Source organism: Pseudomonas mercuritolerans (assembly GCF_025706525.1).
Classification (GTDB): domain Bacteria; phylum Pseudomonadota; class Gammaproteobacteria; order Pseudomonadales; family Pseudomonadaceae; genus Aquipseudomonas; species Aquipseudomonas mercuritolerans.
Window position 1 is genome coordinate 1 of record NZ_JAMSHA010000012.1, and the last position, 18636, is coordinate 18636.

The window sequence follows — 18636 nt, forward strand, 5'->3', positions numbered from 1 at the left end:
AAAACCAGGCAAGCCGCATCCCGTTTGAAATCTGTCGAAAAATATCGTCTGGTCATATCACACCTCGTCGCTGGGCGTAGATTACCGCCCTTTAGAAGTGTCCAGAATCATTAAGCCAGATCAGGTCGGCTCCCTCTCCCTCTGGGAGAGGGCTGGGGTGAGGGTGGCTCACTCCGCCGTCGAAGGCTTCTCCCACAGATTGATCCCGCCCTCCTGGGCAAACCGGTCAATCTCCGCCAGCTCTTCAGCGCTGAAATTCAGATTCTTCAGCGCGCCGACATTCTCGATAATCTGCTCCGGCCGGCTCGCGCCGATCAGTGCCGAGGTCACTCGGGGATCACGCAGCGTCCACGCCAGTGCCAGTTGCGCCAGGCTCTGGCCGCGACGTTTCGCAATCTCGTTCAATGCGCGCACATGGGCAATGTTGGCTTCGGACAAATGCGACGCCTGCAACGAACCGCCGCCCGGGCGATTGACTCGCGCATCGGCCGGTACGCCGTTGAGATATTTGTCGGTGAGCAAACCCTGCGCCAGCGGCGTGAAGGCGATGACGCCAGTGCCGAGTTCGTCAGTGGTATCGAGCAGATCCTTTTCCACCCAGCGGTTGAGCAGGTTGTACGCTGGTTGATGAATCAGCAGCGGCACTTTCCACTCTTTCAGCAGCGCGGCCATCTCGCGGGTTTTCACGCCTGAGTAAGACGAGATACCGATGTACAGCGCCTTGCCCTGCTGCACGGCGGTGGCGAGGGCGCTGGCGGTTTCTTCCAGCGGAGTGTCCGGGTCGAAGCGGTGCGAATAGAAGATGTCCACATAGTCCAGGCCGAGGCGTTGCAGGCTCTGGTCGAGGCTGGCCAGCACGTATTTGCGCGAACCGCCGCCCTGGCCGTACGGGCCGGGCCACATGTCCCAACCGGCCTTGCTGGAGATGATCAGTTCGTCGCGATACTGCTTGAAGTCTTCGCGCAGCAGGCGACCGAAATTGATCTCGGCGCTGCCGTATGGCGGGCCGTAGTTGTTGGCCAGATCGAAATGGTTGATGCCCAGATCGAACGCGGTGCGCAGCAAGGCACGCTGGGTCTCGATCGGCGTGCTGTCGCCAAAGTTGTGCCACAGGCCCAGCGACAATGCCGGCAGCACCAGACCGCTGCGACCGACGCGGCGGTAAGGAATGGAGTCATAGCGGTTATCGGCAGCGGTGTATGTCATCGAATCCTCTCTTGTCTGTCTTGAAATGGGTGTCGACTGCTTCGCGAGCAGGCTCGCTCCCACACCTGGAATGCATTTTCCTGTGGGAGCGAGCCTGCTCGCGAAAGCTGTTACGCAAATCTATTGCCGGGTCGAGCCAGCCCCAGGTTCTGCCGCAACGTGCGCCCTTCATACTCGGTTCTGAACAAGCCACGCCGTTGCAGTTCCGGCACCACGCCATTGGCGAAATCTTCCAGCCCGCCCGGCAGGTGCGGCACCAGCACATTGAAGCCGTCCGCCGCGCCTTGTTCGAACCACTCCTGCAGGCAATCGGCAATCTGTGCCGGCGTGCCGACCAGGCTGTGATGCCCGCGCCCGCCAGCGATCCTGCGACCAAGCTGGGCGAGGGTCAGGTTCTCCCGCCCGGCCAGCTCGGTCAGCAATTTCTGTCGGCTCTGCTGACCGCTGTCAGTCAGCGGCAACTCTGGCAGCGGCCCGTCCAGCGGGTACTTCGATAAATCGAAGTTGCCCAGCATACGCCCAAGCAGCGCGACGCCCACCTCGGGTTCGACCAATTGCTGAAACGTTTCACACTTTTCCTGCGCTTCAGCCTCGGTAGCAGCGACCACCACGAACACACCGGGCATGATTTTCAGCGAATCGGTGCTGCGCCCGAACTTGGCCAAGCGTCCCTTGATATCAGCGTAAAACGCCTGTGCGGCGGCCAGCGAAGTCTGCGCGGTGAACACCACTTCCGCCGTTTGCGCCGCCAGTTCGCGCCCGGCTTCGGAAGAACCGGCCTGGACGATCACCGGTTGCCCCTGCGGCGAGCGCGCGACGTTCAGCGGGCCTTTGACCCGGAAATGTTCACCGACATGATCGAGCACATGCAGCTTGTGCGGGTGGTAATAGGCGCCGCTGGCCTTGTCGCGGTGGAAGGCATCGTCTTCCCAACTGTCCCAGAGCCCGGTGACCACCTGATGAAATTCACGGGCGCGGCTGTAGCGTTCGGCATGGCCGATGTGTGCGTCGCGGCCGAAATTAAGCGCCTCGGCGGCGTTGTCCGAAGTCACCAGATTCCACCCGGCCCGTCCGCCCGACAAATGATCGAGCGAAGCGAACTTGCGCGCCACGTGGTACGGCTCGTTGTAACTGGTGGTGGCCGTGGCAATCAGGCCGATGTGCTCGGTCACTGCGCTCAGTGCCGAGAGCAAGGTCAGCGGCTCGAAGTGATCGGAGCGCGCCATGCGGCTGGCGATATCTTCGGTCGGTGCGGCGACGCTGTCGGCGACAAACAGCGCATCGAACTTTGCCGCTTCGGCGATCTGCGCCAGACGTTTGTAGTGGGCGAAATCCAGCCCCGCATCCGCAGGCACATCGGGGTGCCGCCACGCCGCCACGTGATGCCCGGTGGCCATGAGAAATGCACCGAGTTTCATCTGTCTGCTCATCTCAGAAATCCTTGCGCAATTGCACGCCGAAGTAGCGCTCGTCATCGCGAGGCACGGCGCGATAGATGTAGCTACCGCCACTGGCCAGCAACGGCGAATAGGACTTGTCGGCGAGATTCTTGCCGAGCAGCGCGACGCGCCAGCCATTGCTGTAATCGGCCAGGGCGACGCTGGCGTTCCACAGCCCGTAAGCGCCCTGTTTGGTATCCGGGTTCTGGCTGATGTCGTACTGCACTTCGCTTTGCCAGCTGTAGTCGGTGCCCAGTTCGATATCGAGACCGTTGTCCAGCGCAATTGTGTAGTCAGCGCGGACGTAGCCTTTCCAGTCCGGGCTGAATGGCAACGGTTTGCCGTTGACATTGCACGACGCCGCCGCGCCGGCCGGGCAAGCGAATTCGTCGATGCGTGCGCGGGTGTAGGCCAGTGCGCCGGAGAACTTCAGTTGCTGGGTAGCTTGCAGGGCATAATCGAGTTCGATGCCTTCGCTGGTGACGCTGCCGGCGTTGATCAAACGCGTCACCACCTGCCCGGCGACGGTGTCGAAAAAGTTCGCCTGATAGTTGTCGTACTCGCTGTGGAAGATCGCCAGGTTGGTGGTCAGGCGGTTGTTCCAGGAGGTGGCTTTGATCCCCGCTTCCCAGGTGTTGGAGGTCTCCGGTTTCAGCGCTTCGGTGTCGCGCGGCTGCATGTTGAAAAACACGTTGTACGCCGGGCCTTTGTAACCGCGCGAATAGGTCAGGTACGTGGTGACGGTATCGCTCAGGTCGTACTGCAAACCGAGGCGACCGGACCAGCCATCTTCGTCCACCGAACCTGAGCTGCTGGTCGCCGGTTGAATGCCGCTGACGGTGGTTGCTGATGTTGAAACGCGACGGTGATCGTATTCCAGATCGTCGTGGGTGTAGCGCAGGCCGGCGATGCCGCGAAAGTGCGAAGTGAAGTTCAGCGTGCTCTCACCAAACACCGCGTAGCTGTCGCTGGTGGTGCTGTAATCGGCAACGCCACGGTCGGTGCGTGTGGTGGTCGTGAGGGTGCGCTGATAGGTCTCGTCGTCCTTGCCGTGCATGTAGAACAGGCCGCCGACGTACTCGAGAAACTCGCCCTTCGGTGAGGCCAGCCGCAGCTCTTGCGAATACTGGTCGAAGGCCAGATCGCCCTTGTCGGCGGTGCCGGGGAACGCCGCCGTCACGGTGCCGAGGCGATCACCATCCTGATACTGGGTGTTGTCCCAGCCGCGCCACGCGGTGATCGACGTCAGCGTGAAATCACCCAGTTGCCAGTCGAGCTGGCCGGACAGGCCTTTGTTGATGTCCTCGATGTGAGAGCGGGTGTCGGTGTTGATGTCGCGATTGTGGCTGGTCGCATTCACCGGACTCAGCGCGTTGGCGAAGGCCGGCGTCAACGCTTGGCTGACGACGCCATTGGGCGCGTCGTCGTGGGACTGCATGTAGTCCGCGATCAGGGTGAAGGTGATGTCGTCATTCGGAGTGAATTCGAGTTTGCCGCGCACGCCGCGATGGTTGTAACCGTTGACCTCGTGGCCGTTGTGCTGGTTGTCGACGTTACCGTCGTACGTGCCGAACAAGGTGCTGATCGAGCCCTTCAGCGTGTCCGGAATCAGACTGCCGCCAAGGCCGAAACGGCTGCGGCTTTCGTTGCCGCTATAGAACGCCTGATCGATATAGCCGTGGGTCTCGACGGTCGGTGCTTTGCTGGTGATGTTGAGTACACCGGCCGAGGCGTTCTTGCCGAACAGCGTGCCTTGCGGGCCGCGCAGCACTTCGACGCGCTCCAGATCGAGCAGATCCAGCGTGGCCTGGCCGGGACGCGCATACACCACGCCGTCGATGACCGTGGCCACGGTCGGCTCGACGCCGGGCGAGGTGGAAATGGTGCCGACCCCGCGCACGAATAACGAGGTGTCCTTGTTCGAGGCGCCGGTACGGAAATTCAGCGATGGCACTTGCTGAACGATGCTCGCCACGCCGTTGCGGTTGTCGCGTTCGAGCTGTTCGCCGTCGAGCACGGAAACCGCCACCGGTACTTTTTGCAGTGACTCTTCGCGGCGAGTCGCGGTCACCGTGACGGATTTCAGCGTCGGTTCCTGATCGCTGCTGTCAGCGGCAAACGCCGTGGGCAGCGGCAGCGCCGCCAGCCCGGTAAAAATCCAGCCCGCCGCGCGAATCGACTGCGTCAGTGTGTGTAATGCCCCAGGAAAATTACGCATAGATGTTCGCTCGAAAATGGCCCTGAACCGCTGCCGTTCTGTGACGACAGCGCCTGAATCTGTCGTGGGCATTCGCTCGAGCGAGTAGCAGACAACGCGCATTGTTAGCGCTAACATCGCGAATATTGGCGATCTGGCTATAGAGCGTCCAATACTGAAAAATTACTTTTATATGCGATTTGGTTTTTAGAAAGGATCGAGTCTTGAACGTTGAAAAGCCGCGTAAACGCCGGGGCGCCGGACGTGTGACGCTGAACGCCGTGGCGCGTGCAGCCGGGGTGTCGGCGATTACCGTGTCGCGGTATTTCAATCAGCCCGAGCAGGTTTCGCCTGAGCGGCGCGAGCGCATTGCGGCGGTGGTCGCCGAGCTCGGTTATGTGCCTAATCTGGTCGCGGGTGGTCTGGCCTCGGCGCGGGGGAAAATCGTCGGCATGGTCATTCCGAACATCTCCGGGCCGATCTTCGCCAACACGATCCAGGGCTTCAGCGACACCCTCAGTCGTCACGGTTATCAACTGTTGCTGGCGTCGAGTTATTTCGATATCGAGCAGGAAGAAAATGCCGTGCGCGCCTTTCTCGGCTGGTCGCCGGCAGCGCTGGTGCTGACCAGCCACTTCCATAGCGAAGGCACCGAGAAGATGCTCGCCGAGGCCGATATTCCGGTCATCGAAACCTGGGATTACCAGCCGGAGCGCGAGCCCATGCAGATTGGCTTTTCGCACTTCGAAGTGGGCGTGACGGCAGCAAGGCATTTGCTCAAGAAAGGCTACCAACGCATTGCTTTCGTACAGAACAGTGCGCCGGGCGACTTCAGTGCACTGGAGCGCCGCGATGGTTATGCCGCCACTGTGCGTGAAGCAGGACGTGAGCCATGGATCTTCGCCCCAGACGCCGACCGCGCACCGTTCGAGGCCGGCAAGCAAGCGATGGACGCCCTGATGAACGCCTCACCACGCCCCGACGCGATCATCTTCGCCAACGACAATCTCGCCGCCGGAGGTCTCCTCGCCGGACAGCGCGCGGGTATCAAAATCCCCGCAGACTGCGCCGTGCTCGGCTTCGGCGATTACCCGTTTGCCGAGATGTTATTGCCCAGTCTGAGCACGATCAAACCACCGGCACTGGAGATCGGTGTACTCGCCGCGACACGCGTGCTGGAAAGCCTTGGCGTGTTGCCGAGCGACGAAGTGCAGCGGCTGAATCTGCTGCGATGCCAAGTGATCGAGCGCGAAAGCATCTGATGAATATGGCGGGGGGCTGGATTGGCTATGCTCTAGGTCATACCGAGGTGGCGCCTTCGCGGGCAAGCCCGCTCCCACAGGTTTCAGTGTTGGATACAAAATCTGTGAACGGCGCAAAACCCTGTGGGAGCGGGCTTGCCCCGGTGGCGGCGGTGGTGCTGTTCATGGTGCTGAGCGCCGAGGCGTAAAAACCTCTCGGCGCTCAGCCGTTGGATCAACGCACCAGATGCAGGAACTGCATGTGCCGTTCGTACTGGTCGAGGATGTCGTTGATGATCTGCTCTTTGGTGTAGCCGACCAGATCGTAGTCCTGACTGCCCTCGCTCAAGTGCACTTCGGCGCGGTAGTAGCGACGATTGTTGAGTTGCTTGGAACCCATGCCGCCGCGCGCGAACGATGGCGTGAAGTAGCCGCGCATCTGCACCTGATAGATGAACGGATGCTGCTCGCCATGGCCGATTTCCAGGCTGACGTTGTCATGCGCCGGATCCGGCTGGGTGACCACGTGCAGACCTTTTTCGACGAACACGGCGGTCACTTCCTCGATCGCCGGGCGCACCGTGCTTTCCATGAAGCGGTACACCTCGTCGCGGGACGGGAAGTGCACCGCCTGACTCAGGCGCTGACGCCAGCCACCGGTGCCGCGCCGTGAGCCGGACACCGGCGCCAGCGAATGCAGCTGCGCAATCTGCTTCTGCGATTCCAGATAGAACGCTTTGTGCAGGCCCCACATCATCAGCAGCAGAATCAACGAGAACGGTAACGAGGTCAGCACCACCGCTGACTTCAGCGCGTCGATGCTGCCGGAGAACAGCAGCGCGCTGGTGATCAGCGCGGTCATCGCCCCCCAGAACACCCGCAGCCATTTCGGCCCGTCTTCATCCGGGTTACCGCCCTTGGCCGACAGGGTCGAGAGCACCACGGTGCCGGAATCCGCAGACGTCACGAAGAATACGAAGCTGATGAACACCGTCACGGCAATAACGGTCTTGCTCCACGGGTAGGTTTCCAGCAGCAGGTAGATACTCATCGACGGATTGTCGATGGCCGACATGCCCAACGCACTCATGCCGTGATTGAGTACCTGATCCAGGGCGCTGTTGCCGAAAATCGACATCCACGCCAGGGTGAAACCGAGCGGAATCAACAGCACGCCGAAGACGAATTCACGGATGGTGCGACCACGGGAAATCCGCGCAATGAACAGGCCCACGAACGGCGACCATGCAATCCACCAGGCCCAGTAGAACACGGTCCAGCCGCCCAGCCAGTCGCTTGGTTTGTCATAGGCGTAGAGGTCGAAACTTTTCATCGGCAGGGCGCCGAGGTAATCGCCGACGTTCTGGATCAGGGTGTTGAGCAGGTGCTGTGTCGGCCCGGCAAACAACACGAACAGCAGCAGTCCGCAGGCGAGCAGCATGTTGATGTCGGACATCACCCGCACGCCTTTATCGACGCCGGAGACCGCAACGATGATCGCCGCGCCCATCATCAGCGTGATCAGGCCGACCTGTATCCACTGGGTGTGAGCGATGCCGAACAGGTAGTCCAGGCCGGAGTTGAGGTGCAACACGCCGAAGCCCATGTCGGCACCAAGACCGAACACCGTGGCGATGATGCCGAAGCCGTCCACCGCATAGCCGATCGGGCCGTTGATGCGTTTGCCGATCAGCGGATACAGCGCCGAACGCAGGGCCAGCGGCAGATTGTGCCGATAAGCGAAATAGGCCAGTGCCATGCCGACAAAGGCAAACACGCCCCAGCCATGCAGGCCCCAGTGCAGAAACAGAATCTGCATCGCCTGGCGCGCGGCGTCAGCTGTGCCGGCCTCGCCTTGCGGCGGCTGCAACATGTGCGTCAGCGGTTCGGAAACGCAGAAGAAAAACAGCGTGATGCTGATCCCGGCGGCGAATAGCATGCCGGCCCAGGACAGGTAACTGAATTCGGGCTCGTCGTGGTCGGCACCGAGTTTTATCTTGCCGTAGCCGGATAACGCGGTGACCACCACGAAGACCAGATACAGGGTCATCGCGAGCATGTAGTACCAGCCGACCGTATTGGCCGCCCAGTTTTGCGCTTCCAGCAACCAGGCGCCGGCCTGCTCGGGGATGGCAATGACGACAAGACCAAACAGCAGAATGACCGTCGCGGCGAAGTAGAACACCGGCGGATTCATGCGCACCAGACCGCTGGCGGGGGTAGACGATGCACTCATGAAACGTGCACCTCGAGGGGTTGAAACGTGGCTGAAATGATCAGACTCAGCAAAGGCAAGCCTCCTGTTGTGAGCGGGCAGCGAACCACCGGTTTAACTTGAATGAACGTTCAAGTTAAACATGAATGGGGTGGTAAGGACTAATCGCAGGGCTGGGCGGTAGGTTTCCTACAGCGCCCGAGGAGAGGTATGACGTGGGTTTGGAGGGATTCGTTCACTGATGAATTGGCTGAAGGCCACTACCTTGATCCGGCCTGGAGATCTTTCGCGAGCAGGCTCGCTCCCACATATGAAACGCATTCCAATGTGGGAGCGAGCCTGCTCGCGAAGAGGCCCGATACAACAACGCAGATTCAAGACTTACTTCTGCGTCCCGTCATCATGCTGCAGATTCGCCTGAGTCAGATTCGCCCCCGCCGGCACGCTACGCGTCAGCCACACGTTGCCGCCAATGGTCGAACCCTTGCCGATGGTGATCCGTCCGAGAATCGTCGCCCCGGCGTAAATCACTACGTCATCCTCAACGATCGGGTGGCGCGGGTGGCCCTTCTGCAACTGGCCGTCCTCATCCGCCGGGAATCGCTTGGCGCCCAAAGTGACCGCCTGATAAATCCGCACTCGCTCGCCGATGATCGCCGTTTCGCCAATCACCACACCGGTGCCGTGATCAATGAAGAAACTGCGGCCGATCTGCGCCCCTGGGTGGATATCGATGCCCGTCGCCGAATGCGCGATCTCCGCGCTGATCCGCGCCAGCAGCGGCAGGCCGGCACGATACAGATGGTGCGCCAGACGATGGTGAATCACCGCCAGAATGCCCGGATAGCACAGCAGCACTTCATCGACACTGCGTGCCGCCGGGTCGCCGTGATACGCCGCCAGCACATCGGTGTCGAGCAGCGTGCGCAGTCCCGGCAATGCAAGGGCGAAATCCTGCACGATCTGAATCGCCCGAGCCTCGACTTGGCTGTCATCCTGCGCGCTGTGGCGAGCGACGTAACGCAGCTCCAGGCGTGTCTGCGCCAGCAATGCATTGAGCGCTACATCTAGTGTGTGGCCGACGTAGAAGTCTTCACTTTCTTCACGCAGATCGACCGGCCCCAGGCGCATCGGGAACAGCGCACCACACAGCGCCTCGAGGATTTCAGCCATCGCCGCTCGCGATGGCAATTCGCGGCCGCCCTGCTCTCCTGAAGCGCGGCCATTCTGTGCGCGCCACTGATCCCGCGCGCTGCGCAGCTGGCTGACGATGGTCTGCAATTGCCAATGGCTGGAACGCTCGCTCACGGTAAAGACTCCTCACGGGCGGCCGGACTGTCTGGCCGCGTCATCGGCGCCTACTTTACGGCATGCCTTTGCCGACGAATTAAGAACCGATAGTGCTGGCCTCAGTCCATTTGGCTATAAGCGATTGGCGGTTGCCCGGGCAAAAACGCGTGCCTATAGTCCTTTCATTCTTCTGCGCCAGTACAGACCCATGATCAATCAACAGCTGCAACGCTTCCCCCGTCTCGAACTGCTGAGCCACCCCACGCCACTGGAAAAACTCGAACGCCTGTCCGTCTGGCTCGGTCGCGAGGTGTACGTCAAGCGCGATGACCTGACGCCGCTGGCGATGGGCGGCAACAAGCTGCGCAAACTCGAATACCTCGCCGCCGACGCGCTCGCGCAAGGTGCTGACACGCTGATAACTGCCGGTGCGCTGCAATCGAACCACGTACGCCAGACCGCCGCACTGGCGGCGAAACTCGGCCTCGGTTGTGTGGCGCTGCTGGAAAACCCGCTGGGCACTGATGACGGAAATTACACCGGCAACGGCAACCGCTTGCTGCTGGATCTGTTCGACACCAAGGTCGAGCTGGTCGACAACCTCGACAATGCCGACGAACAACTGGCCGCTCTCGCCGTGCGCCTGCGCAGCAACGGCAAGAAGCCGTATCTGGTACCGATTGGCGGCTCCAACGCGCTCGGTGCCTTGGGCTATGTGCGCGCCGGGCTGGAGCTGGCTGAGCAGATCAAGGACAGCGGCCTCGATTTCGCCGCGGTGGTGCTGGCTTCGGGCAGCGCCGGCACTCACAGTGGTCTCGGATTGGCGCTGAGTGAGGCGCTGCCGCAACTGCCGATGATCGGCGTAACGGTTTCGCGCAGTGAGGAGGATCAGCGGCCGAAGGTGCAGGGTCTGGCCGAACGCACGGCAGAGCTGCTGGGCGTCGAGTTGCCGACCAGCTTCAAGGTCGAGTTGTGGGACGAATATTTCGGCCCGCGTTACGGCGAGCCGAACGCCGGCACACTCGCGGCGGTGAAACTGTTGGCCAGTCAGGAAGGTCTGTTGCTTGACCCGGTCTACACCGGCAAGGCCATGGCCGGTCTGCTCGACGGGATTGGCCGGCAGCGCTTCGATGACGGCCCGATCATCTTTCTGCACACCGGTGGCGCGCCGGCGTTGTTTGCGTATAAGGATTCTTTCTAAGAGCAGATCAAGAGATCGCAGCCTTCGGCAGCTCCAACATGAGATCACCTGTAGGAGCTGCCAAAGGCTGCGATCTTTTAAGAAATCACTGTTATTCCTTAAATGAATAAAAGATTCCATATTAGGTATTTTCAAGTCTAAAACAGACATCTTATAGTCTCGCCGCAGGCGAATTTCGGGCGAGACGCTTAAGCTGCTTTAAGGCAGGATAGCGCTGTCGTTCAAATCACCAATTTGCCTACATTCCTTAAGCGTCTTCCATAAGAAAACACAGGGGCTTGTCATGAATTTTTCCGCACTACGTCGCACTCTGCTGGTCGGTTCGCTGGGTCTGGCGCTCAGCGCTGGCCTGATCGGTCAGGCAGTGGCCGGTGAGCAGTTGCAACAGATCAAGGACAAGGGCGTTCTCAACGTCGGCCTGGAAGGCACCTACCCACCGTTCAGCTTCGTCGACGAGAACGGCAAGCTGTCGGGTTTCGAAGTCGAACTCTCCGAGGCGCTGGCGCAAAAGCTCGGCGTCAAGGCCAAGATCCAGCCGACCAAATGGGACGGTATCCTCGCTGCGCTGGAATCCAAGCGTCTGGATCTGGTGGTCAACCAAGTGACCATCTCCGACGAGCGCAAGAATAAATATGATTTCTCCGAACCGTACACTGTCTCCGGCATCCAGGCCCTCGTGCTGAAAAGCAAAGAGTCGGCCCTGAACATCAAGACTGCCGCTGACCTCTCCGGCAAGAAAGTCGGTGTCGGCCTGGGCACCAACTACGAGCAGTGGGTCCGCGCCAACGTGCCGGGTGCTGACGTGCGCACCTACGATGATGATCCGACCAAATTCGCCGACCTCAACAACGGTCGTACCGATGCCATCCTGATCGACCGTCTGGCTGCCCTCGAATACGCCAAGAAAGCCCCGAAAACCGTGGCTGCCGGTGAGGCCTTCTCGCGTCAGGAAAGCGGTATCGCCCTGCGCAAAGGCGAGCCGGAACTGCTGGCTGCGGTGAACAAGGCGCTCGACGAACTGCGTGCCGACGGCACTCTCGAGAAACTGTCGAAGAAGTACTTCAACGCAGACGTCACTAAATAATGGAAGAGGCTTTCCAACTCGCGCTGGATTCCGCGCCCTTTCTGTTGAAGGGCGCGTACTACACGGTAATCCTCAGCCTCGGCGGGATGTTCTTCGGTCTGCTGCTGGGCTTCGGCCTCGCGCTGATGCGCCTGTCGCGCTTCAAATCGGTCAGTTGGCTGGCACGCATCTACGTGTCGTTCTTTCGCGGCACGCCGTTGCTGGTGCAGCTTTTCGTGATCTATTACGGCTTGCCGCAACTGGGCATGGAGCTTGATCCGCTGCCGGCAGCGCTGATCGGTTTCTCGCTGAACATGGCCGCCTACGCCTGTGAAATCCTGCGTGCCGCGATCGGTTCGATCGAACGCGGCCAGTGGGAAGCCGCTGCGAGTATCGGCATGACCCGCGCGCAGACCCTGCGCCGGGCCATCCTGCCGCAAGCGATGCGCACGGCATTACCGCCGCTGGGCAACAGCTTCATTTCGCTGGTCAAGGACACGGCGCTGGCCGCGACCATTCAGGTGCCGGAGCTGTTCCGTCAGGCGCAGCTGATTACCGCCCGGACTTTCGAAGTCTTCACCATGTATCTTGCCGCCGCGCTGATCTACTGGATTCTGGCCACGGTGCTTTCGCACTTGCAGAACAAGCTGGAAGAGCGGGTCAATCGGCACGACCAGGAGTCCTGACGCGATGATTGTCGTGGAAAAACTGACCAAGCAATTCAAGGGTCAGGTCGTGCTCAACGGCATCGACCTTGAGGTGAAGGAAGGCGAAGTCGTCGCGATCATCGGCCCCAGTGGCTCGGGGAAAACGACGTTCCTGCGTTGCCTGAATTTCCTCGAAGAACCCACCAGCGGCCGGATCAAGGTCGGCGAAATCGAAATCGATACCAGCCGCCCGCTGAACCAGCAGCAAAGCCTGGTACGCAACCTGCGCCAGCACGTCGGCTTCGTGTTCCAGAACTTCAACCTGTTCCCCCATCGCACCGCATTGGAAAACATCATCGAAGGCCCGATCGTGGTCAAGAAGATGCCGCGCGACCAGGCAGTTGCTCTGGGTAAAAAGCTGCTGAACAAAGTGGGGCTTGCCGGCAAAGAGGACGCGTATCCACGCCGTCTCTCCGGTGGCCAGCAACAACGCGTGGCGATTGCCCGGGCGCTGGCGATGGAGCCGGAAGTCATTCTGTTCGACGAACCGACCTCCGCCCTCGACCCGGAACTGGTCGGCGAAGTGCTGGCGACCATTCGCGGTCTTGCCGAAGAAAATCGCACAATGGTGATTGTCACCCACGAAATGGGCTTCGCCCGTGACGTGGCCAATCGCGTAGTGTTTTTCGACAAGGGCGTAATTGTCGAGCAAGGTGAAGCCAAGGCACTGTTTGCCAATCCTAAAGAAGAACGCACTCAACAGTTTCTCAGCAAGTTTCTGAATCACGCCTGACAAATTTCTCAGCAATACCCCTCTACTTCCACGGATGGAAGTTACCTCTCTCCCGGCATTTTAAACTTCTCTAAATTTGTTACTTGCGGGCGCAGATATATATTGCGCAACGGTTACGCGCATCTTCGAATCGTCATATTTCCATACGTTTACCCGCGAACAAACCCGCGCAAAACCCTGCGCAATAGCCGTTTATCTGTAGCTGGTTTCGCGCGTACCACTAGGCATATTGCCTAGGTGACGTAGGAGCCTTCTGATTAACTTGTAATTCACGCATTAACTAAGCCCCTCTATTGACACCCCTCTCCGCAGACTTTTATCTAGTCGGCAACCGGCGCCACTTAGTTCAAAATCTTGCATTAAAGCCGAGCTAATACTTGTCGCTTTTATTGCCAGTTGATTCGCGCCTTTTTTTGTTTTCCAGAAACGGATTTCGCTGCAAGACTTCAAGGAGAGAAACCGATGACCCGCACTTCGCACACCCCCGAACTTGCAGCGCCAACGCTGGCATGCGCACAAATAACCGGCATCAACCAAGCGACAGCGGCCCACCTGCTGATCGATGTACCCCCCTACGGCGACATGGACGTTGGCGATCTGATCGAACTGTTCTGGAACAAATGCTATGTCGCGTCAAAAGTCCTCAGCGCGGCCGATGTGGGTGAGTCAGTCAGCCTACGGGTGCCGGAGAGTTTCATCAGCAACGGCATCGCGCGCATTCACTACCGCGTGATGCAGGTCGGCCATGGCCCGGCACTGTCGGCAGCGACCCGGGTGCAGGTCAAACTCGATTGCCCCGGTGGCCAGCCCACCGGGCAGTGCGAAGACGAAAATCAGCAACTGGCACCGGTGATCATCCCCGAAGCGATTCGCCGTCAGGGCGTGAACCCCAGCCAGATCAAACGCGGCGTGCCGCTGACCATCGAGCCCTACGTGAACATGGCCGAAGACGACGCCATCACCCTGCGCTGGGGCGATGTGCGCATGGACCTGGCGCCTGTCACGGCGGCCGACGTCGGGCTGCCGATTCAGGTCTGGGTGCCACCAGCGGTCATTGTCGAAGCCGGTGAAGACCTGCGCCTGGACGTGACGTACTGCATTCTCGACCGGGTCGGTAATAACTCGCGCTGGGCGCCGCCGCGTACGTTGAAAATTGGTTGCGTGAATCCGTACGTAAAAGTCCCGTTGAAACCCGAATTCAAGGCTGCCGAATCGCGTACCAAGTGAGACCTGCCCAAGGTGGGAGGTCAGTCACCTCTCACCTGAAACTCGTTAACCAAGCCGAACATCCCTCCTTCTATGCATATTCCTAAAAGTTAGTTTATTTAATATTTATACACGCTTAGGGTATATACACCGGACCACCGGACATTCTTTCAATCGTCGCACTTCGCGGCGTTTTTCATGAGATGTGAGGTAGGTATGGTCCGGAACACAATCACCCCAGTGCAGATCGCCAGGGCATTGCGTGCAGCCAGGGAGCGGCACTGATGTCCAGTCTTGCAGATGCCAACGTGCAGTCCGATCTGGACATCGCCCCGCTGTTGTTGCCCGCGCAAGTACTGCGCAACGATGCTCAAGCGATCAAGGCAGCCCAAGACCTGGCGCAGATCGCCCGCGTGCAGGCGGCCAAACGCGACCGTCAGCGCAAGCTGCCTTGGTCAGAAATTGAGCAGTTCACCCGCAGCGGTCTGGGCAGCATTGCTATCCCGCGCGAATACGGTGGCCCACAGGTTTCGTTCGTTACGCTGGCTGAAGTATTCGCGATCATTTCCGCCGCCGACCCGGCCCTCGGGCAGATCCCGCAGAACCAGTTTGGCATCATCAATCTGGTGCTCGGCAGCGCCACCCAAGCGCAGAAAAAACAGCTTTTCCAGAGCGTTCTGGAAGGCTGGCGCATCGGCAATGCCGGCCCGGAACGTGGCACCAGAAACACCCTGGAACTGAAGGCGCGAATCAGCGCCGACGGCGACGATTACGTGATCAACGGCCAGAAGTTCTATTCAACCGGCGCGCTGTTTGCGCACTGGGTCGCGGTGAAAGCGCTGAACGATGACGGTAAACAGGTGCTGGCCTTCGTCCGGCGCGGCACGCCGGGTTTGCGCATCGTCGATGACTGGTCGGGCTTCGGCCAGCGCACCACCGCCAGCGGCACGATCCTGCTGAACAACGTGCGCGTCGAGTCGAGCCTGGTCATCGACAACTGGAAGATCAACGACAAGCCGAACACCCAGGGCGCAGTGTCGCAGCTGATTCAAGCGGCCATCGACGCTGGCATCGCCCGTGGTGCCATCGACGACGCCATCGACTTCGTCAAAACCCGCGCACGGCCATGGATCGACGCCAAGGTCGAGCGCGCCAGCGATGACCTCTACGTGATTGCCGATATCGGCAAACTGAAAATTGAACTGCACGCCGCCGAAGCGCTGCTGCGCAAGGCCGGGCAAGTGCTTGATCAGGTTCACGCGGCGCCACTCACAGCTGAGTCCGCTGCTCGCGCTTCGATCGCCGTGGCTGAAGCAAAAGTACTGACTACCGAGATCTCGCTGCTGGCCAGCGAAAAGCTCTTCGAACTGGCCGGCAGCCGCGCGACCCTCGCCGAATTCAATCTCGACCGCCACTGGCGCAACGCCCGCGTGCACACCCTGCACGACCCGGTGCGCTGGAAATATCACGCGGTCGGCGCCTATCGCCTGAACGGCACTTTGCCGGCTCGCCATTCCTGGATCTGAGACGACCAGTCATCTGGAGAACCCCCTATGACGCTTTCCCATCACGTCGCGCTCATCACCAGCGATGAGCAAGCCCTGATCGTCGCCAGCGACCTGGCCGAAGATTTCAAACGCGACAGCGCCCTGCGCGACCGCGAACGCCGCCTGCCATTGGCCGAGCTGGAAGTGTTTTCCCGCTCCGGCCTGTGGGGCATCAGCGTGCCGAAAGAATATGGCGGCGCGGGCGTATCCAACGTCACCCTGGCCAAAGTCATCGCACTCATCGCTCAGGCCGACGGCTCGCTCGGGCAGATTCCGCAGAACCATTTCTACGCACTGGAAGTGCTGCGCGTGAATGGCAGCGATGAACAGAAACAGCGCCTGTACGCCGAGGTCCTCGCCGGCCAGCGCTTCGGCAATGCGCTGGCGGAACTGGGTACCAAAACCGCTCATGATCGTGTCACCAGTCTCAAACGCGACGGCGCTGGTTATCGCATCAACGGTCGCAAGTTCTACTCGACCGGGGCGATTTACGCGCAGCGCATTCCGACGTCGGTGGTCGATGAAAACGGCGTGCAACATCTGGCCTTCGTCCCGCGCGAGAGCAAGGGCCTGACGGTGATCGACGACTGGAGCGGCTTCGGCCAGCGCACCACCGGCAGCGGCTCGGTGGTGTTCGAAGATGTGTATGTAGCGGCCGAAGACGTGCTGCCGTTCCAGAGCGCTTTCGAACGCCCGACCACGGTCGGCCCGCTGGCGCAGATTCTCCACGCCGCCATCGACACCGGCATCGCCCGCGCCGCTTACGAAGACGCTTTGCACTTCGTGCGCAGCAAGACCCGTCCGTGGATCGATTCGGGCAACGACAAGGCTACCGACGATCCGCTGACGCTGAAGAGCTTCGGCCACTTGAGCATTCGTCTGCACGCCACCGAAGCCTTGCTCGAACGTGCCGGTGAATTCCTCGATGCCGCGCAAGCTGAAACCAATGCCGAAACTGTCGCCGCCGCGTCGATAGCAGTTGCCGAAGCGCGGGCGATCAGCACGGAAATTTCCCTCGCCGCTGGCAGCACGCTGTTCGAGCTCGCCGGCAGTCAGGCGACGCTGAGCGAACACGGCCTCGACCGGCACTGGCGCAACGCTCGCGTGCACACCCTGCACGACCCGGTGCGCTGGAAGTATCACGCCGTGGGCAATTACTACCTCAACGATGAAAACCCTCCGCTGCGAGGGACGATCTGATGAGCGCTGCGAAAAAGAAGATTCTGCTCAACGCGTTCAACATGAACTGCATCGGCCACATCAATCACGGCCTGTGGACCCATCCGCGCGACACCTCGACGCGCTACAACACGATCGAATACTGGACCGAACTGGCGCAGTTGCTTGAGCGCGGATTGTTCGATGGCTTGTTCATCGCTGACATCGTCGGCGTCTACGACGTCTACCAGAACTCGGTCGACGTCACGCTGAAAGAGTCGATCCAGTTGCCGGTCAACGATCCGCTGCTGCTGGTTTCAGCGATGGCAGCCGTCACCAGAAACCTCGGCTTTGGCCTGACCGCCAATCTCACTTACGAGCCGCCGTATCTGTTCGCCCGACGCATGTCGACGCTCGATCATCTGAGTCGCGGCCGCGTTGGCTGGAACATCGTCACCGGTTATCTGGACAGCGCCGCCAAAGCCATGGGTCTCAACGAGCAGGTCGAACATGACCGCCGCTACGACCAGGCCGAAGAATATCTGCAGGTCTTGTACAAGCTCTGGGAAGGCAGCTGGGAGAACGGCGCGGTGCTCAACGACCGCGAGCAGCGCATCTACGCCAACCCGGACAAAGTGCACAAGGTCGAGCACCAGGGCGAGTTCTATCAGGTCGAGGGTTATCACCTCTGCGAGCCGTCACCGCAGCGCACACCGGTGCTGTTTCAGGCCGGCAGCTCCGACCGCGGCTTGCTGTTTGCCGGGCGTCATGCCGAGTGCGTGTTCATCAGCGGCCAGAACAAACCATCGACCAAAGTGCAGGTCGACAAGGTCCGCGCCAGCGCCGTCGAAGCCGGACGCAATCCTCAAGACATCAAGGTGTTCATGGGCCTCAATGTAATCGTTGGCGCCACCGCAGAAGCAGCGTGGGCCAAGCATGCCGAGTACCTCAGCTATGCCAGCGCCGAGGCCGGCGTGGCGCATTTTTCCGCCTCCACCGGTATCGACTTTGCCCAGTACGAAATCGACGAACCGATCCAGTACGTGAAGAGCAACGCCATTCAATCGGCAACAAAAAACCTGCAGAACAATGACTGGACCCGGCGCAAATTGCTCGACCAGCACGCCCTCGGCGGTCGTTACATCACCGTGGTCGGCTCGCCCGAGCAAGTGGCGGATGAACTGGAATCGTGGATCGCCGAAACCGGTCTGGACGGCTTCAACCTCACTCGCATCGTCACCCCGGAAAGCTATGTCGATTTCATTGAGCTGGTGATTCCGGAGCTGCAGCGGCGCGGCTCTTACAAGACTGCGTATGACAGCGGGACCTTGCGCGAGAAGTTGTTTCACGGTGAGGCGCAGTTGCCTGAGCAACACAGCGGATCTTCGTACAGGCATCAGAAGCTTCGCGAGCAGGCTCGCTCCCACATTTGA

The 18636-nt window shown here is 60.3% G+C and carries 14 protein-coding genes; 9 read left to right on the top strand and 5 right to left on the bottom strand.

Features of this window, described 5'->3' with window-relative positions:
* Positions 1-168 precede the first annotated feature (168 nt).
* The 3 genes from mgrA to ND528_RS26765 form a co-directional block, all read right to left on the bottom strand.
* Positions 169-1206 (bottom strand): L-glyceraldehyde 3-phosphate reductase, encoded by a 1038-nt coding sequence (mgrA, locus tag ND528_RS26755; protein ID WP_263471622.1) that lies wholly within the window; start codon positions 1204-1206, stop codon positions 169-171.
* A 110-nt stretch (positions 1207-1316) separates the two neighbouring features.
* Complete coding sequence (locus ND528_RS26760) at positions 1317-2636, bottom strand: LLM class flavin-dependent oxidoreductase (protein WP_263471623.1); 1320 nt, start codon at positions 2634-2636, stop codon at positions 1317-1319.
* A gap of 1 nt (position 2637) precedes the next feature.
* Positions 2638-4863 (bottom strand): TonB-dependent receptor, encoded by a 2226-nt coding sequence (locus tag ND528_RS26765; RefSeq protein ID WP_263471624.1) that lies wholly within the window; start codon positions 4861-4863, stop codon positions 2638-2640.
* A gap of 203 nt (positions 4864-5066) precedes the next feature.
* Between ND528_RS26765 and ND528_RS26770 the strand changes: the two genes are divergently transcribed.
* Positions 5067-6104: a LacI family DNA-binding transcriptional regulator gene (locus ND528_RS26770; RefSeq protein ID WP_137215056.1), complete on the top strand. Its 1038-nt coding sequence runs from the start codon at positions 5067-5069 to the stop codon at positions 6102-6104.
* A gap of 214 nt (positions 6105-6318) precedes the next feature.
* Here the strand turns inward: ND528_RS26770 and betT are convergent, their stop codons facing one another.
* Both betT and epsC read right to left on the bottom strand, forming a co-directional pair.
* Positions 6319-8280: a choline transporter BetT gene (gene betT, locus ND528_RS26775; RefSeq protein WP_160768576.1), complete on the bottom strand. Its 1962-nt coding sequence runs from the start codon at positions 8278-8280 to the stop codon at positions 6319-6321.
* Positions 8281-8679: 399 nt separating this feature from the next.
* Positions 8680-9606, bottom strand: coding sequence for a serine O-acetyltransferase EpsC (epsC, locus tag ND528_RS26780; RefSeq protein ID WP_263471625.1), 927 nt, complete (start codon positions 9604-9606; stop codon positions 8680-8682).
* Positions 9607-9796: 190 nt separating this feature from the next.
* Here epsC and ND528_RS26785 point away from each other — a divergent pair, with 190 nt between their 5' ends.
* The 8 genes from ND528_RS26785 (at position 9797) to ND528_RS26820 (ending at position 18636) form a co-directional block, all read left to right on the top strand.
* Positions 9797-10789 carry a D-cysteine desulfhydrase gene (locus ND528_RS26785; protein WP_263471626.1) on the top strand — a complete coding sequence of 331 codons (993 nt, stop codon included), beginning with the start codon at positions 9797-9799 and terminating at the stop codon, positions 10787-10789.
* Positions 10790-11072: 283 nt separating this feature from the next.
* Positions 11073-11873, top strand: a complete 801-nt coding sequence (gene tcyJ, locus ND528_RS26790) for a cystine ABC transporter substrate-binding protein (protein WP_263471627.1) — start codon at positions 11073-11075, stop codon at positions 11871-11873.
* The gene (tcyL, locus tag ND528_RS26795; RefSeq protein WP_263471628.1) at positions 11873-12538 is read left to right on the top strand and encodes a cystine ABC transporter permease; all 666 of its coding nucleotides are present in this window, start codon (positions 11873-11875) and stop codon (positions 12536-12538) included. Before tcyJ ends, tcyL begins: the two co-directional genes overlap by 1 nt.
* A 4-nt stretch (positions 12539-12542) precedes the next feature.
* Positions 12543-13292: an L-cystine ABC transporter ATP-binding protein TcyN gene (gene tcyN, locus ND528_RS26800; protein ID WP_263471629.1), complete on the top strand. Its 750-nt coding sequence runs from the start codon at positions 12543-12545 to the stop codon at positions 13290-13292.
* Positions 13293-13754: 462 nt separating this feature from the next.
* Positions 13755-14519 carry a hypothetical protein gene (locus ND528_RS26805; protein WP_137215052.1) on the top strand — a complete coding sequence of 255 codons (765 nt, stop codon included), beginning with the start codon at positions 13755-13757 and terminating at the stop codon, positions 14517-14519.
* A gap of 263 nt (positions 14520-14782) precedes the next feature.
* Positions 14783-16024 carry an SfnB family sulfur acquisition oxidoreductase gene (locus ND528_RS26810; RefSeq protein ID WP_137215051.1) on the top strand — a complete coding sequence of 414 codons (1242 nt, stop codon included), beginning with the start codon at positions 14783-14785 and terminating at the stop codon, positions 16022-16024.
* A gap of 27 nt (positions 16025-16051) precedes the next feature.
* Positions 16052-17245: an SfnB family sulfur acquisition oxidoreductase gene (locus tag ND528_RS26815; RefSeq protein ID WP_137215050.1), complete on the top strand. Its 1194-nt coding sequence runs from the start codon at positions 16052-16054 to the stop codon at positions 17243-17245.
* Positions 17245-18636, top strand: coding sequence for an LLM class flavin-dependent oxidoreductase (locus ND528_RS26820; RefSeq protein ID WP_263471630.1), 1392 nt, complete (start codon positions 17245-17247; stop codon positions 18634-18636). The genes ND528_RS26815 and ND528_RS26820 overlap by 1 nt, the downstream gene beginning before the upstream one ends.